This is a genomic window from Vogesella aquatica (assembly GCF_028548455.1).
GTDB lineage: Bacteria > Pseudomonadota > Gammaproteobacteria > Burkholderiales > Chromobacteriaceae > Vogesella > Vogesella aquatica.
In genome coordinates, this window is the sequence record NZ_JAQQLF010000012.1 from 43,307 (window position 1) to 59,813 (window position 16,507).

The 16,507-nt window shown below is 61.3% G+C and carries 15 protein-coding genes; 12 read left to right on the plus strand and 3 right to left on the minus strand.

Annotated elements, in window-relative coordinates:
- The first annotated feature begins 4 nt into the window (after nucleotides 1–4).
- Complete coding sequence (locus tag PQU95_RS10790) at nucleotides 5–2,044, plus strand: PAS-domain containing protein (RefSeq protein WP_272752003.1); 2,040 nt, start codon at nucleotides 5–7, stop codon at nucleotides 2,042–2,044.
- On the plus strand, nucleotides 2,026–2,769 hold the full coding sequence (locus tag PQU95_RS10795; protein ID WP_272752004.1) for a response regulator transcription factor: 744 nt from the start codon (nucleotides 2,026–2,028) through the stop codon (nucleotides 2,767–2,769). Before PQU95_RS10790 ends, PQU95_RS10795 begins: the two co-directional genes overlap by 19 nt.
- A 15-nt stretch (nucleotides 2,770–2,784) precedes the next feature.
- On the opposite strand, the gene PQU95_RS10800 is transcribed toward PQU95_RS10795, so the two are convergent.
- The 3 genes from PQU95_RS10800 to PQU95_RS10810 form a co-directional block, all read right to left on the minus strand.
- Nucleotides 2,785–3,825: an oxidoreductase gene (locus PQU95_RS10800; RefSeq protein WP_272752005.1), complete on the minus strand. Its 1,041-nt coding sequence runs from the start codon at nucleotides 3,823–3,825 to the stop codon at nucleotides 2,785–2,787.
- Nucleotides 3,826–3,926: 101 nt separating this feature from the next.
- Complete coding sequence (locus PQU95_RS10805) at nucleotides 3,927–4,910, minus strand: response regulator transcription factor (protein ID WP_272752006.1); 984 nt, start codon at nucleotides 4,908–4,910, stop codon at nucleotides 3,927–3,929.
- Between the two features lie 58 nt (nucleotides 4,911–4,968).
- Nucleotides 4,969–5,451, minus strand: a complete 483-nt coding sequence (locus tag PQU95_RS10810) for a hypothetical protein (RefSeq protein WP_272752007.1) — start codon at nucleotides 5,449–5,451, stop codon at nucleotides 4,969–4,971.
- Between PQU95_RS10810 and PQU95_RS10815 the strand changes: the two genes are divergently transcribed.
- The 10 genes from PQU95_RS10815 (at nucleotide 5,435) to PQU95_RS10860 (ending at nucleotide 16,503) form a co-directional block, all read left to right on the plus strand.
- Entirely contained in the window at nucleotides 5,435–6,655 is a 1,221-nt protein-coding gene (locus PQU95_RS10815; RefSeq protein WP_272752008.1) for an aspartate aminotransferase family protein, read from the plus strand. The two genes, PQU95_RS10810 and PQU95_RS10815, sit on opposite strands and share 17 nt — an antisense overlap.
- Nucleotides 6,656–6,762: 107 nt before the next feature.
- Nucleotides 6,763–7,800, plus strand: a complete 1,038-nt coding sequence (gene aruF / locus PQU95_RS10820; protein ID WP_272752009.1) for an arginine/ornithine succinyltransferase subunit alpha — start codon at nucleotides 6,763–6,765, stop codon at nucleotides 7,798–7,800.
- Nucleotides 7,797–8,828, plus strand: a complete 1,032-nt coding sequence (gene astA, locus PQU95_RS10825; RefSeq protein ID WP_272752010.1) for an arginine N-succinyltransferase — start codon at nucleotides 7,797–7,799, stop codon at nucleotides 8,826–8,828. Before aruF ends, astA begins: the two co-directional genes overlap by 4 nt.
- The gene (astD, locus tag PQU95_RS10830) at nucleotides 8,828–10,288 is read left to right on the plus strand and encodes a succinylglutamate-semialdehyde dehydrogenase (protein WP_272752011.1); all 1,461 of its coding nucleotides are present in this window, start codon (nucleotides 8,828–8,830) and stop codon (nucleotides 10,286–10,288) included. The genes astA and astD overlap by 1 nt, the downstream gene beginning before the upstream one ends.
- Complete coding sequence (gene astB / locus PQU95_RS10835; RefSeq protein WP_272752012.1) at nucleotides 10,285–11,634, plus strand: N-succinylarginine dihydrolase; 1,350 nt, start codon at nucleotides 10,285–10,287, stop codon at nucleotides 11,632–11,634. The genes astD and astB overlap by 4 nt, the downstream gene beginning before the upstream one ends.
- A gap of 499 nt (nucleotides 11,635–12,133) precedes the next feature.
- Nucleotides 12,134–13,063 carry a branched-chain amino acid ABC transporter permease gene (locus PQU95_RS10840; RefSeq protein ID WP_272752013.1) on the plus strand — a complete coding sequence of 310 codons (930 nt, stop codon included), beginning with the start codon at nucleotides 12,134–12,136 and terminating at the stop codon, nucleotides 13,061–13,063.
- Nucleotides 13,064–13,075: 12 nt separating this feature from the next.
- Nucleotides 13,076–14,140: an ABC transporter permease subunit gene (locus tag PQU95_RS10845; protein WP_272752014.1), complete on the plus strand. Its 1,065-nt coding sequence runs from the start codon at nucleotides 13,076–13,078 to the stop codon at nucleotides 14,138–14,140.
- Between the two features lie 3 nt (nucleotides 14,141–14,143).
- Nucleotides 14,144–14,914 (plus strand): ABC transporter ATP-binding protein, encoded by a 771-nt coding sequence (locus tag PQU95_RS10850; protein WP_227303020.1) that lies wholly within the window; start codon nucleotides 14,144–14,146, stop codon nucleotides 14,912–14,914.
- Entirely contained in the window at nucleotides 14,911–15,621 is a 711-nt protein-coding gene (locus PQU95_RS10855) for an ABC transporter ATP-binding protein (protein ID WP_017510041.1), read from the plus strand. Before PQU95_RS10850 ends, PQU95_RS10855 begins: the two co-directional genes overlap by 4 nt.
- A 108-nt stretch (nucleotides 15,622–15,729) precedes the next feature.
- Nucleotides 15,730–16,503 (plus strand): YdcF family protein, encoded by a 774-nt coding sequence (locus PQU95_RS10860; protein ID WP_272752015.1) that lies wholly within the window; start codon nucleotides 15,730–15,732, stop codon nucleotides 16,501–16,503.
- Nucleotides 16,504–16,507: the final 4 nt, after the last annotated feature.

A 16,507-nucleotide genomic window follows, 5' to 3' on the forward strand; every position in this document is an offset into this window, starting at 1 on the left:
CGTCATGCTGCAACACTCCGAGGCCGGGCTGGACAGCTCGCAGCGTAATGCCATGCTGCTATACGGGCTGGATTTGCTAGACCAGGGCGTCACCGTGTTTGACGCCCAGCTGCGCCTGCTGGCGTGTAATCAGCGCTTTCTGGATTTGCTGGATTTTCCCGCCGAGCTGGGGCAGGTGGGGACACCGTTTGCCGATTACATGCGCTATAACGCCTACCGTGGCGAGTACGGCCCCGGCGACCCCGAGCAGCAGGTAGCCGAGCGTGTGGCACTGGCCATGCGCTTCGAGCCGCACGATACCGAGCGCATCCGCCCGGACGGCTCGGTGCTGCGCGTGCGTGGCGAGCCGCTGCCATCGGGCGGCTTTATCGCACTGTACACCGACAAAACCCAGCAGCAGGCTTACGAGCGGCTACAGCAGCAGCAAAAGGCCGACCTGGAATCGCACGTGCGTGCGCGCACCGCCGAGCTGGAGGCCGCCAACCAGCGCCTGCGCGAGGCGCATGCGGCCAACGTGCAGATCACCGCCGCGCTGCAGCGTAGCGAAGAGCGGCTACGGCTGATTACCGACACCATCCCGGCACTGATTGCCTACTTCGATAAAGACCACGTGTACCGCTATGCCAACAAGGGCTATAGCGACTGGTTTGGCCGCCGCAACGAGCACATCGTGGGGCAGCGCATCGAGGGCGCATTGGGCAGCAAGTTTTACGCGGCGGTGGTGAGCTATGTGAACGAGGCGCTCACCGGCAAGCAGGTGACCTACGAATACTCGATGGAGAAAGACGACGGCACGCATATTTTTGCGCGCAGTACGCTGGTGCCGGAGATCGCCCCCGATGGCGAGGTGCTGGGCTGCTTTGTACTGTCTTTTGACATTACCGAACAAAAGCAAACCCAGTCGGCGCTGGTGCAGGCGCAAAAAATGGAGGCCGTAGGCCAGCTGTCCGGCGGCCTGGCGCACGACTTCAACAATATGCTCACCGTGGTCATCGGCAATCTGGCCGAGCTGCGCCGGCACGAGCAAAGCAACACGGCACTGCTGGGCTACCTCGACCCAGCGCTGCAAGCGGCCGAGCGTGGCGTAGCATTGGTGCGCCGCCTGCTGACCTTTGCCCGCCAGCAGCCGCTGCTGCCCAGCGCGGTGGATATCGGCGCGCTGTTGCAGGACATGTTGCAGCTGATACGCCGTTCGCTGCCCGAAAGCATTGCCCTGCAAAGCCAGCTGCCGCCGGCGCCGCTGTTTGCCATGGCCGACCCGCACCAGCTGGAAAGCGCCATCCTGAACCTGGTACTGAATGCGCGCGACGCCATGGCCGACGGCGGCAGCCTGCAGCTGTCGGCCAGCCTGGCCCGGCTGGGCGAGCGCGAGGCGGCTGAATGGCAGCTGCAAGCGGGCGACTACGTGTGTATCGAGGTCGCCGACACCGGCTGCGGCATGTCTCCCGAGCTGCTGCTGCGTGTGTTCGAGCCCTTTTTTACCACCAAGCGCTTTGGTAGCGGCAGCGGTCTGGGCCTGGCCATGGTGTACAGCTTTGCCCGCCAGTCTGGCGGGGCTGTGCACGTGAGCAGCACGCCGGGCAAAGGCACACGCTTTACCCTGCGCCTGCCGCACACCCAGCCTGCTGCGCAGCCGGCCGGGCGGCTGAACTTCAGCGGCAAGGCCGGCGGGCGCGAGCGGCCGCTTACCCTGCTGGTAGAAGACAATGCCGACGTGCGCCGCGTGGTGCGCCTGCAGCTCACCAGCCTGGGCTACCCGGTGCTGGAGGCGGAAAGCGGCGACGAAGCGGCATTGATGCTGGAAAACATTCCGGATATCGGCTTACTGCTCAGTGATATTGTCATGCCCGGTACGCTGGATGGCCGCGCGCTGGCACAACTGGCGCGCAGCCTGCTACCGCGAATCCGCGTGGTACTGATGAGTGGCTACGACGATAGCGGCCACCATGCCAGCAGCGGCTTTCCCAAGCTGGAAAAACCCTTCACCCCGGCCGAGTTGGCCGCTTTGCTAGACGAGGTAATGTTGTGCCCACCGCAAGCCTGAGCCCTGCCGAGCCAGCCATCGGCGACAAGCTGGTGTACCTGGTAGAAGACGATCTGTCCATTTCGCGGCTGATTGTCACCATACTGCGCGATTACCAGTTTCGCTGCGAGTCGTTCCGTACCGGTGCATCACTGCTGCAGCGTGTGCGCCAGCAGCCGCCAGACCTGGTCATTGTCGACCTGGGCCTGCCGGATATGGACGGCATGGCCATTGTGCGCCAGGTGCGCGAGCAGCAGCGCTGTGGCGTGATCATCCTGAGCGGGCGCGGCCACGTGGGCGACCGCGTGATGGGGCTGGAAACCGGCGCCGACGACTACATCATGAAGCCGTTCGAGCCGCGCGAGCTGGTGGCGCGGGTACGCAGCATCCTGCGCCGCTGCGACAAGCCGGCCGAAGGCGGTGCGGCCAACCCAACCCGCTGTGCCTGTTTTGCCGGCTGGCGCTACGAAATGGACAGCTACAAACTGTTGGCCGCCGATGGCAGCGAACGCACGCTTAGCGCCGGCGAAGGCCAGATGCTGCAGCGCTTTCTGGAGCGGCCGAACCGCGTATTGCCGCGCGAGCAGCTATTGGGCCAGGATGACATTTCGCCCTACGACCGCAGCATCGACGTGCGCATTTCGCGTCTGCGCCGCAAGCTGGAAGACGACAGCTACAACCCGCGCCTGATCAAGACGGTATACGGTGCGGGCTATCTGTTTGTCAGCAAGGTGGAGTGGGTCTGATGCCCAAGCGCCGGGCTAGCGTACCGGTAGCGTATGGCCCTGCGCGGCGCTGGCGCTGGCCAGCTCGATAAGCTGCATCACGTCGATAGCCTGGCTGGCGGGCACCGGGTTGGCCGCACCCGCCAGAATGGCCGCCGCCACGCCGGCGTAGTAGTGGCGGTAGTCACCGGCCAGCATCGGTACCGCGTGGCCGTGTTCCTGCCCGTCTTGCTGTACATAGTGCAGGCCCGGCAGCGGGTCGTGGCCCCAGCCGGCGCAGCCGGGCACCTCGCCCAGCTTCAGCTGGCTTTCCTGTGTATCCAGGCCGTATTTCACGTAGCTACCTAGGGTGCCGTGCACGGCAAAGCGCGGTGAGCCACCGCTCACCAGGCAGCTGGCCGACAGCAGTACACGCAGGCGCGGGTAGTGCAGGGTGACGTGGAAGTAATCGGTGGCCACGGCGCCATTGCGCTGCGTGGCCAGGTCGGCGTGCAGCGCGTGCGGCAGGCCGAACAGCTGCAGTGCCTGGTCCAGCAGGTGTGGCCCCAGGTCGAACCACAGGCCGCCACCGGCCACGGCGGACTCGCGCCAGCGCGCCTGTACCTGCGGGCGGTAGCGCTCGAACCGCGATTCAAACAGACTGATCTGCCCCAGGGAGCCAGCGTCCAGCAACTGGCGCAGGGTGAGGAAATCGGCGTCCCAGCGGCGGTTGTGAAACACCGATAGCAGGCGCTGATGCTGGCTGGCCTGTACTTGCAGCTGACGTGCTTCGGCCAGCGTGGTGGTGAAGGGCTTGTCCACCACGACGTGTTTGCCGGCGCGCAGTGCGGCGTCCGCTTGCGGATAGTGGCAGTCGTTGGGGCTGGCAATCACCACCAGGTCGATGTCGGGGTTGGCCAGGGCTTGTGCCAGGTCGCTGACAAGCTGTACGCCGGGTTGCTCGGCCAATAGCTGTTCGCCTTTGCTGCTGACGATGGTATGCAGGCGCAGGCGTGATTCGGCGCGAATCAGCGGGGCGTGAAAGGTGCGGCCGGCGTAGCCGTAGCCGATCAGGGCAACATTCAGGTGGGTTTTCATGCGCGCTCCACAGTAAGGCTGGCCGTGTGGCCGGTAGCAAAGCTTGCATGAAAAAGCCCGTGTACGCTAGCAAGTACACGGGCTGGCGATGGGCGCGGAGCTTAGCTTTTTTGCAGGCTCAGCATCAGCTGGTCGAACAGGCGGCCAACGGCAGTTTGCTGGTCCGGGCTCAGGCCCAGCGTAGCGCTGGCACCCGGTAGCTGGCGGCGCAGCTCTACCAGGCTGGCTTGCTGCGCCTGGATGCGGGCTTGCAGGGCAGAGACTTCGCGGTGCAGCTCGTCCAGGCCTTGCGCGCGCGAGGCGGCCACCTCGGCCAGGATCGCCAGGTGGTCGCGCAGGCGGCCGCAGCGGTCTTCGTCGTCCAGCGGCATGTCGCGTACCACCAGGCAGCAGTGCGGGTAGTTGAAGGAGGTGTTGCTGCCGGACGAGTAGATATGCGTCAGCGTACGCGCATTGCTGATGATGCTGGCTTCCAGCGGTGTGGCCTGGCCATCGGTAGCGTGCAGGTGTTCACCCTGGCTGCCGTATACCTGCATGCAGCCATGCAGGCCGTACGCTTCCAGCGTATTGCCAATGGATTGCGTGATGTCCTGGTAGCTGTCCAGTTTGTTGATGTTACGGATGAAGTCTACCAGCACACCCATTTCCGACATGGCGCTCATGGCGGTCATCGCGGCAGAAAAGGCGCTGCGGCCGTTTTCCTGCAGCTGGCGCTGTTCGTCCCGCTGGCGTAGTACCAGGGCCAGTTTCAGTAGCAGTTCGCGCGGGTCGATGGGTTTGCACAGAAAGTCATTGCCGCCCGCGTCGTAGCCTTGCAGCCGTTCTTGTAGCTCCACATGGGCCGAGATGAACAGAATGGGCATGTCCAACCCTTGCTCGCGTAGCCGGCGGCACACTTCGTAGCCGTCCATTTCCGGCATTTCCACGTCCAGCAGGATCACATCCGGAGTGTCATCCTCTACCAGTGCCAGTGCTTCCTTGCCCTGGGTGGCAAAGCGCGTGGCGTAGTGCCCCTCCAGTACGCTGGCGTAAAAAGCACGCTGGGTTTTACTGTCCTCGACGACCAGCAGCTTTGCTTCTGACATGCCTATCTCCTTGCTTGAATCTGGAATGCGCAGACCTGCCGTGGCGGCTGCTTGTCAATTAGCCCGTAACTTTACTGCATCTGTTGTAAAAGTTAGATGTTATTTCGATATTTTGCTGACCGAATTGTAGTGATTCTGGCTGACAGATAGCGGGTGAGCGCTGGTGTTGCGCCGTGTTGGCCAGCGCACGGCGCACCTGGCCAAGGTTGGCCGCATGGTTTGCCGAGCGCGGACAGCAGGGGGTGGTGGCATTGCCGTTGCCGCTGGGCGTGGCCCAAAAGCTGAAATGCGTGACGCGATTTTGCATTTCAATATTGTAAATGGCTGAAATTAAAACACTTTTATGGATTGGCACATTGTTGGACAAGGCTGGTAAATGTGTAAGCGCATGTCGCAAAGAGGATATGGCCTGCTGCAGAGATTCGATTAGAATCGTTGCAAGACTGATGTAACAGTGCGCGGCGTACGCAGCGCGGGCTGTGGACAAACAATAATTGCGACAAATTGCAGGAAGGAACCCATCAATGAGCAACACTGTCACTCGCGACACATTCGACCAGGTCATGGTGCCCAACTACAGCCCGGCCGGTTTTATCCCGGTAAAGGCGGAAGGTTCCCGTGTGTGGGATCAGCAGGGCCGCGAATTCATCGACCTGGCCGGTGGCATTGCCGTGAACTCGCTGGGCCACTGCCACCCGGAAGTGGTGGCCGCCCTGACCGAGCAAGCCGGCAAGCTGTGGCACGTGTCCAATGTATTTACCAACGAGCCGGCCCTGCAGCTGGCCAGCGCGCTGGTAGAAAAGACCTTTGCCGAGCGCGTGTTCTTCTGTAACTCCGGTGCCGAAGCCAACGAGGCGGCGTTCAAGCTGGCGCGTAAATACGCAGCCGACCACTACAGCGCCGACAAGTACGAAATCATCTCCTGCACCAACTCCTTCCACGGCCGTACCGTGTTTACCGTGAACGTAGGCGGCCAGCCCAAGTACGCCGAAGGCTTTGGCCCGAACCCGGCCGGTATTACCCACGTGCCGTTCAACGATATCGACGCACTGAAGGCGGCTATCTCGGACAAGACCTGCGCGGTGGTGATCGAGCCGGTACAGGGCGAAGGCGGTGTGCTGCCGGCCGACCCGGCGTACCTGCAGGCCGCCCGCGAGCTGTGCACTGCGCACAACGCGCTGCTGGTGTTCGACGAAGTACAAACCGGTGTGGGCCGCACCGGCTCGCTGTACGCCTACCAGGAATACGGCGTAACGCCGGATATCCTGTCCAGCGCCAAAGGCCTGGGCGGCGGTTTCCCTATCGGTGCCATGCTCACCACTGCTGCCATTGCCAAGAGCCTGGCAGTAGGTACCCACGGCACCACCTACGGCGGCAACCCGCTGGCGTCTGCGGTTGCCGGCAAGGTCGTAGAAATTGTCAGCCGCCCGGAAGTGCTGGCGGGGGTACGCGCCAAGCATCAGCGCTTTGTGGATGGCCTGAACGCCATCAATGCCAAGTACAACGTCTTTAAAGAAGTACGCGGCATGGGCTTGCTGATTGGCGCCGTGGTGTCGGACGAGTTTGCCGGCCGCGCGCGTGACTTCCTGAAAGCAGCCGAAGCCGAGCAGCTGATGGTGCTGGTTGCCGGCCTGTCGGTGGTGCGCTTTGCCCCGTCGCTGGTGATTGCCGAGCAGGACATCGACGACGGCCTGGCGCGCTTCGACGCCGCGGTGGCTGCCGTAGTTGCTGCCAGCCGCCACTAAGCCTTAGTCCGTCAATACCAACAATACAAAGGAACGCCGCTGCCGGACAGGCAGCGGTGCGGGGCAGGCTGCGCCTGCCTCATGAACACAACGAGAGAGAGGCTTTCATGCTGATCGTGCGCCCAGTACGCATTTCCGATCTGCCGCTCATTGAAACCATGGCGGTGGAGAGTGGCATTGGCGTTACCAGCTTGCCGAACAATCGGGAAAAGCTTTACGAAAAAATCCAGACCTCGCTGGGGGCTTTCGAACACGAAGCCATCGCCGGCACGGGGCGTGAATACTATATGTTCGTGCTGGAAGACGAAGGCCGGGTGATCGGCACCGCGTCCATCAGCGCGTCTGCCGGTTTTGAAGAGCCGTTCTACAGCTACCGCAGCGAAACCATGGTGCACGCCTCGCGTGCGCTGAAGGTCAATAACCGCATCCACGTGCTGACCATGTGCCACGACCTGACCGGCATGGTGCAGCTGTGCGGTTTCTTCTGTTCGCCGCAGTACCAGCTGCGCGCCTACGAGCTGCTGTCGCGTGCCCGCCTGCTGTACATGGCTGCAGCGCGCGAACGCTTTGGCCGCCGCATCCTGGTAGAAATGCAGGGCATGCTGGACGAAAACGACCAGTCGCCGTTCTGGGATGCCATTGGCCGCCGCTTCTTCAATATGGATTTTCCGCAGGTAGAGCAGGCCTTTGCCCAGCGCAGCAAGACCTTTATTGCCGAACTGATGCCTACTTACCCTATCTACGTGCCCCTGCTGCCGGATGCGGCGCAGAACGCCATTGGCCAGATTCACCCCGATTTCGAGCGCCCGTTCAGCATTCTGTCGCGCGAGGGTTTCGAGGCCGACGACTATATCGACATCTTCGACGGCGGCGCGGTGCTGACTGCCGAAGTAGACCAGCTGTTCTCGCTGCGTCAGCAGGGTATCTACCAGGTAGAGGTGGCCCCGGTGTTGCCGGCCGGCGCACAGGAAATGCTGCTGTCCAACCACCGCAGTGGCCAGTTTGCCGCCACGCAGGCGCACGCCAGCCTGGTAGACGATGTGATGTTCATTACCCAGGAGACAGCCCGCGCGCTGTCTGTCAGCAGCGGTCAGCGCATTTGCACTGCCCCGTTGCTGCCTGAAGCCGGGAGGGCGCAAGCATGATGGTGATTCGCCCCGTACGGGCAGGGGATCTGCCCGGTTTGATGGACCTGGCGCGTAGCGCCGGGGTTGGGCTCACCAGCCTGCCAGTAAACGAAGACAGGTTGGCCGCACGCATTGCGCGCTCCGAGCGCAGCTTTAGCGGCGAAGCCGAACTGGCCGAACGTGGCTACGTGTTTGTGCTGGAAGACACCGATAGCGGCCGCGTTGGCGGCATCTGTGCACTGGAAGCGGCCGTGGGCCTGAAAGAGCCCTGGTACAACTACCGCGTGGGCAATATCGTGCACGCGTCCGAAGAGCTGGACGTCTACACCCGCCACGAAACACTGTTCCTGTCCAACGACCACACTGGTTACAGCGAGCTGTGCACGCTGTTTTTGCACCCGGATTTCCGCGTCAACAAGAACGGCGGCCTGCTGTCCAAGAGCCGCTTCCTGTTTCTGGCGCAATTCCACCAGCTGTTTGGCAAGGTGGTGGTGGCCGAAATGCGTGGCGTGTCCGACGAGCACGGCAAATCGCCGTTCTGGGAAGCGCTGGGCCGCCATTTCTTCTCGATGGAGTTTGCCGAGGCCGACTACCTGACCGGCGTGGGGCAGAAGTCCTTCGTGGCCGAGCTGATGCCCAAGTTTCCGGTGTATATCGACTTTCTGCCGCAAGCCGCGCAAGACGTTATCGGCAAGACTCACGACAACACGCGCCCTGCGGTGGCCATGCTGCATAGCGAGGGCTTCCGCTACGAAGGCTACGTCGACATTTTCGACGCCGGCCCTACCGTACAGGCCTACGTACAGGACGTGCGTGCCGTACGCGATAGCCGCCTGCTGCCGGCCAGCATCGCTAGCCAGCCGGCTGGCGAAGCCGACTGGTACCTGGTAGCCAATACCGGCTACGACAGTTTCCGCGTGATTCTGGCCGAGCTGGTACGCGGGCCGGAGGGTGTAACGCTGAGCGCCGAACAGGCCGGCGCATTGAATATCAAGCAGGGCGACCCCGTGCGTATTGTCACACTGTCGCCCAAGGAGAGTGCATAGTGACTACCCAGTTTATCGATGGCAGCTGGTTCGCCGGCGAAGGCGAGCTGCTGAACAAAACCAACCCGGCCACCGGCGAGGTGATCTGGCAAGGCCAGGCAGCCAGCGCGGCACAAGTTGGCCGCGCCGTGGCCGCCGCCCGCGCTGCTTTCAAAGCCTGGGCACGCCTGCCGCTGGACGAGCGCCTGGCCATCATCCGCCGCTTTGGTGAACTGCTGGCGGCCAACAAGGCCCAGCTGGCCGAGATCATTGCCCGCGAAACCGGCAAGCCGATGTGGGAAGCGCAAACCGAAGTCACCACCATGGTGAACAAGGTGGACATCTCCATCAAGGCTTACCACGAGCGCACCGGCGAGCGCGCCGCCCCCATGGGCGATGCCCAGGCAGTATTGCGCCACAAGCCGCACGGCGTGGTAGCGGTGTTCGGCCCCTATAATTTCCCTGGCCACCTGCCCAACGGCCACATTGTGCCCGCGCTGATCGCCGGTAACACCGTGGTGTTCAAACCATCCGAGCTGACACCGTGGACTGCGCAGGAAACCGTGCGCCTGTGGGCCGAAGCCGGCTTGCCGGCTGGTGTGATCAGCCTGCTGCAAGGCGCCAAGGAAACCGGTATCGCGCTGGCCAACCACGACGGTATCGACGGCCTGTTCTTTACCGGCAGCTCTGCCACCGGCAACCTGCTGCACAAGACCTTCGGTGGCCAGCCGGAGAAAATCCTGGCGCTGGAAATGGGGGGCAACAACCCGCTGATCGTGGGCAAGGTCGCCGATGTGGATGCCGCAGTGCACCACGTTATCCAGTCGGCCTTTGTGTCGGCCGGCCAGCGCTGTACTTGCGCCCGCCGCTTGCTGGTGGCTGCCGGCGCCGAAGGCGATGCGTTTATCGCGCGCCTGGTGCAGGTAGCGGCCAACCTTAAAGTAGGCCTGTATAACGACGAGCCGCAGCCATTCATGGGTTCGGTGATTTCCAATGCCGCCGCCGAGGCACTGTTGGCCGCACAGGCCAGCTTGCAGGCCAGTGGCGGCAAGGTACTGCTGGAAATGACACGGCTGTCGGCCACCGGCGCGCTGCTGAGCCCCGGTATTATCGATACCACCCACGCGCAGCGCCCGGACGACGAGTTCTTCGGCCCGCTGCTGCAAGTCATCCGCTACCACGACTTTGCGCAAGCCATCGATATTGCCAACGACACCCGCTTTGGCCTGGCCGGCGGTGTGCTGTCCGACGACCGCGCGCAGTACGAAGACTACCTGCTGGAAGCGCGTGCCGGCGTGGTGAACTGGAACAAGCCGCTGACCGGCGCCTCCAGCGCGGCACCCTTTGGCGGTATCGGCGCCTCGGGCAACCATCGCCCCAGCGCCTACTACGCGGCTGATTACTGCGCCTGGCCGGTGGCCTCGCTGGAGTGCGACAGCCTGAGCGTACCGGCGCAACTTTCCCCGGGGATGACGCTATGAGCCAAGCCTTTGAAGTGAACTTTGATGGCCTGGTGGGCCCGACGCACAACTACAGCGGCTTGTCGTTCGGCAATGTGGCCTCTACCGGCAACCAGCGTGCGGCGTCCAACCCCAAGCTGGCGGCCAAGCAGGGTCTGGCCAAAATGAAGGCGCTGCACGATCTGGGCTTCAAGCAGGGCGTACTCGCTCCGCACGAGCGCCCGGATGTCGCCAGCCTGCGTCAGCTGGGCTTTGGCGGTACCGATGCGCAGGTGATTGCCCGCGCTGCCAAGGAAGCCCCTGCCATTCTGGCTGCGGCTACGTCGGCTTCGTGCATGTGGACGGCCAACGCCGCCACGGTCAGCCCATCGGGCGATACGGCCGACGGGCGCGTGCACTTTACCCCGGCCAACCTGAACAACAAGTTTCACCGCTCCATCGAGCACCCGACCACGCGCCGCATCCTGCAAGCCATGTTTGCTGATGAAAGCCGCTTTGCCGTGCACGCGGCGCTGCCGGCACAGATGCACTTTGGCGACGAAGGTGCGGCCAACCATACGCGCTTCTGTCACGAGTACGACGGGGCAGGGGTGGAGTTCTTCGTGTTCGGGGCTTCAGCTTTCGACGCGCGTTACCCGAAACCGGCACGCTTCCCCGCGCGCCAGACGCTGGAAGCCTGCCATGCGGTAGCACGCCTGCACGGCCTGAAGGAAGGCGGCGTGGTGTACGCCCAGCAAGACCCGGACACCATCGACGCCGGCGTGTTCCATAACGATGTGATTTCGGTGGGCAACCGCAATGTGCTGTTCCATCACGAGAAGTCCTTCCTGCAGCAGCAGGATGTACTGGACGAGCTGGCGCGCAAGTTGGCCGCAGTAGGCGGGCAGTTTGTCCCCATTGAAGTGCCGCAGGCCGAGGTGACGGTGGAAGATGCGGTAAAAAGCTATCTGTTCAACAGCCAGCTGCTGTCGCGTGCCGACGGCAAGATGATCATTGTGGTGCCGGAAGAGTGCCGCAATATCGAGCGCGTCTGGACTTATCTGCAGAAACTGGTGCACAGCGGCGGCCCGATTGCCGAAATCCGCGTGTTCGACCTCAAGCAAAGCATGCAGAACGGTGGTGGCCCGGCTTGCCTGCGCCTGCGCGTGGCACTGTCTGCCAGCGAGATCGCAGCGGTAAACCCGAATGTGATGATGAGCGAAACGCTATTTGGCACACTTAATGCTTGGGTAGACCGGCATTATCGCGACCGCCTGGCGCCCGAGGATCTGGCTGATCCACAGCTGCTGGTGGAGTGTCGTACTGCACTGGATGAGCTCACCGGCATTTTGGGTCTTGGCGCGGTTTACCCGTTCCAGCTGGCCTGATCACTGCCACTTGGCATGAAAAGCCGTAGCCTTCCCGGGCTACGGCTTTTTGCTGTCTGGCGGTCACAAACGAATACGGTAGATTGTATACAGAATGTTGCCGTCACATATTCGCAAAAACGAAACGTCGGGATCGCAGTATTGTTCGGAATGGAAAATTAATAGCGCTATTAAGGTTTGCAAACGAAAATTTTTAAAACCCGGCACATTCGAAAATAACATTCCAAATGCGTAATATTTTGCACTGCAATATATTGCCCCGCCCCCGTTTTGACTAAAAAACACTAGTAAAATCAAATGCTTGCAAAAAAATAAAAAAATGCTGCAAAAAGGTGAAATCCGCCTTTCTTTAAGATTGACAGTCAATTGGATACACCTACATAATCCGCTCGGCTTGTCTTACAGTTGACAGTCTGTGAGATGCGGCCAACAAGATGGCATATAGAGGGTAAACCCCCGGATAAAGCTATCGGGACCATCAATCTAAGGAGATCCCACCGTGGACATTTTTCTGCAACAGATCCTGAATGGACTTGTGCTGGGCAGTATTTATGCCCTTATCGCACTTGGCTATACCATGGTGTACGGGATCATGGGCCTCATCAACTTTGCTCACGGCGAAGTAGTGATGTTTGGCGCCATGGTTACCATCACCGTTATTTCCCTGCTGACCAGCGCAGGCGTGACCTTGCCAGGCCCCGTTCTGGTGCTTATCGGCCTCTTGGTTGCTATCCCGGCGTGTATGTTGCTGGGCTTCGTGATCGAACGCGTGGCATATCGCCCGCTGCGTAATGCACCGAAACTGGCGCCGCTGATTACCGCGATTGGCCTGTCCATCGTGCTGCAGCAAGCTGCCATCCTGATCTGGGGTCGTAATTACATCCCGTTTCCGCCTATTCTGGACCACGAAACCATCGACGTGTTCGGTGCTACCATCACCCAGCTGCAAGTCGGCATTGTGGTGCTGTGCATCAGCTTGATGGCTGGCCTGCTGGTGGTGGTTGAAAAAACCAAACTGGGCCGCGCCATGCGTGCTACCAGCCAGAACCCGGCCGTGGCCGGCCTGATGGGCGTAAACGTTAACACCATCATTTCTGCCACTTTCGTTATCGGCTCGGCACTGGGTGCCATTGCCGGTGTGATGGTGGCTACCAACTACGATCAGGCTCACTACTACATGGGCTTCATGATCGGCCTGAAAGCGTTTACCGCAGCGGTGCTGGGTGGTATCGGCAACCTGGGTGGCGCGGTAGCCGGCGGTATCCTGCTGGGTATCATCGAGAGTCTGGGCGCCGGTTATATCGGTGACCTGACCGGTGGTTTCCTGGGCTCGCACTATCAGGACATCTTTGCCTTCATGGTGCTGATTGCGGTGCTGATTTTCCGTCCTTCTGGCCTGCTGGGCGAGAAGATGGCCGATCGCGCTTAACACGGGGTACGTATGACTATGAATGCCAACAAAAAACTCGGCGTATTCATTGCCTCGGCCATCGTGCTGGCAGTGTTGCCTTTCGTGGTGGGTAGCACCCTGGGTAATTCCTGGGTACGTACCATCGATTTCGCCCTGCTGTACGTGATGCTGGCCCTGGGCCTGAACATCGTGGTGGGCTTTGCCGGCCTGCTGGATCTGGGCTTTATCGCCTTCTACGCTGTGGGTGCCTACACCTTCGCGCTGCTGGGTTCGCCGCACTTCGATATTCACCTGCCGTTCTACATCAGCATTCCGCTGGGTGCGCTGTGCGCTGCCTTGTTCGGCTTGCTGCTGGGTACGCCGGTACTGAAGCTGAAGGGCGATTACCTGGCCATCGTCACCCTGGGTTTCGGCGAGATCATCCGTATCTTCATGAACAACCTGAACGCGCCGATCAACATCACCAACGGCCCGCAGGGTATCAACCTGATCGACCCGATCCAGATCGGTGGCTTATCCATGGGTAAAACCATTGATGTAGCCGGCTTTGCGCTGAACCCGGTACACATGTACTACTACCTGTTCCTGGCGCTGACCGTGGGTGTGGTGATCATGGCCTACCGCCTGCAGTACTCGCGTATCGGCCGTGCCTGGGTAGCCATGCGTGAAGACCAGATTGCCGCTTCGGCCATGGGTCTGAACATCCGCAACATCAAACTGCTGGCGTTTGCACTGGGTGCTTTGTCCGGTGGTGTGGCAGGTGGTCTGTTTGCTTCGTTCCAGGGCTTCATTTCGCCGGAATCCTTCGGCTTGCTGGAATCCATCATGATTCTGGCCATGGTGGTACTGGGTGGCATGGGTCATATCCCTGGCGTCATCCTGGGTGCTGTCGTGCTGACCATTGCGCCGGAAATCCTGCGTGACGTGATTGGCCCGCTGCAAATGCACACGTTCGGCCGGATGATTGTCGACCCGGAAAACGCACGTATGCTGCTGTTCGGTCTTGCCATGGTAATCATGATGCTGACCCGCCCAGAAGGCATGTGGCCGTCCAAGCGCCGCAAAGCCGAGTTTGAAGATGCCAAGAAAGGTTAAGCCATGGCTGAAGTTCTGCTGAAAATCGAAGGCATCCACAAACGCTTTGGCGGCCTTCATGCCCTGAATAATGTTGCCCTGCACATTAACAAAGGCGAAATCTACGGTCTGATCGGCCCGAACGGTGCCGGTAAAACCACCATGTTCAACGTGCTGACCGGCCTGTACACCCCGGACGAAGGTACCTTTACCTTTGACGGAAAAGACCTGTTCCGTGCCCCTCCGCACATCGTGGTCGCCGGTGGTATTGCGCGTACCTTCCAGAACATCCGCCTGTTCCACGAAATGACGGCGCTGGAAAACGTGATGGTTGGCCGCCATATCCGCTCCAAAGCGGGTGCACTGGGTGCCATCCTGCGTACCAAGGCTGCGCGTGAGGAAGAAGCGGCCATCGAGGCCAAGGCCTGGGAACTGCTGAAATACGTGGGTATTGACGATGTGGCGCACGAACGTGCCCGCAACCTGTCCTACGGTCATCAGCGCCGCCTGGAAATCGCCCGTGCGCTGGCCACCGAGCCCAAGCTCTTGGCGCTGGACGAGCCGGCAGCCGGTATGAACCCGAAAGAAACCGAAGACCTGAAGACGCTGATGGAGAAGATCCGCAACGACGGTGTAACCGTTCTGCTGATCGAACACGACGTGAAGCTGATGATGGGCCTGTGCGACCGTATTGCCGTGCTCGATTACGGCAAGAAAATCGCCGAAGGCGTGCCGGAAGTGGTGCGCAAGGATCCTAAAGTCATTGAAGCTTACCTTGGAGCGGCACACTCATGAGTCTCTTGGAAGTCAAAAACCTGCAAGTGTCCTACGGCGGTATCCAAGCCGTACGTGGCATCGATTTTCACATCAACCAGGGCGAGCTGGTCACGCTGATCGGTGCCAACGGCGCCGGCAAGACCACCACGCTGAAGACCCTGGTGGGTATGGTGAAAAAGTCCGGTGGCTCCATCCATTTCGATGGCAAGGAAACCGACAACATCGCCTCGTTCAACTTTGTGCGTAATGGCCTGGTGATGGTGCCGGAAGGTCGCGGCATCTTTGGCAAGCTGACGGTGGAAGAAAACCTGCAAATGGGTGGCTACCATCGTAACGACAAAGATGGCATCCAGCGCGATATCGAGCGCGGCTACGAGCTGTTCCCGCGCCTGAAAGAGCGCCAGAAGCAGCTGGCCGGTACCCTGTCCGGTGGCGAGCAGCAGATGGTGGCGATGGCGCGTGCCATCATCTCCCAGCCCAAGCTGCTGCTGCTGGACGAGCCATCCATGGGCCTGGCGCCGCTGATCGTGGAAAAGATCTTCGAGATCATCCAGATGGTGGCCAAGGAAGGCGTAACCATGCTGCTGGTAGAGCAGAACGCCAAGCTGGCGCTGGAAGTATCGCAGCGTGGCTACGTGATGGAAAGCGGCCGTATCACCATGAGCGGCCCGGCACAAGAGCTGCTGGCCGACGAGCGTGTGCGTAACGCCTACCTGGGCGAATAAGCCAGTTCATCGCCTGACCAACCCCCTGTCCTGCGGCAGGGGGTTTTTCTTTGTGCCCGCCCCCGCCGGCCAGCTATCATGCTGCTGCCCTCAGTCCTGGAAACCATCATGACCGCACAAACCGATAGCATGGTGCTGTTGCACCTGCTGCTGGGCTCGCTGATGCTGCCCCCGCTCAATTACCTGCTGCTGGCGCTAACCGGCTGGCTGCTGCAGCGCCGCCGGCCACGGCTGGGGCGCAGCCTGATGCTGATTGCCGGCCTGTCGGCTTACCTGCTTAGCTTGCCGGTGACCGCCATGTGGCTGAATAGCTGGCTGGAACGCTACCCGCCACTGTCGCTGGCGCAAGCGCGCACGGCGCAGGCCATCGTGGTGCTGGGCGGGGGCGTGAAGCCGGCGCCAGAGTACGCGGCCAACGTACTGACGGGTGCGGCCAACCAGCGCCTGCAATACGCGGCGTGGCTGGCGCGCCAGACCGGCCTGCCGATACTGGTCAGTGGCGGCGCACCGCTGGGCGGGGAGCCGGAAGCCGTAGTCATGGCACGGGTACTGCAGCAGAGCTATGGCTTGAGCGTGCGCTGGCAAGAAGGCGCATCGCGCACTACGCTGGAAAACGCCCGCTATAGCCAGGCACTGCTAGCCAAAGACGGCATACAGCGTGTCGCGCTGGTCACGCAGGCCTGGCATATGCCCAGGGCGCTGCCATTTTTCACCGCACAAGGTCTGCAGGTCTTGCCCGCCTCTACCGGCTATAGCCGCTACGACGGGCAGGGCCTGGTGCACTGGCTACCGAACGGTACGGCAATACAGGAGTGCCACCAGGCACTGCGCGAGCTTGTTGGAATGTTGTACTATACAATACGTCAACAGTTAGGAAGCTAGAACC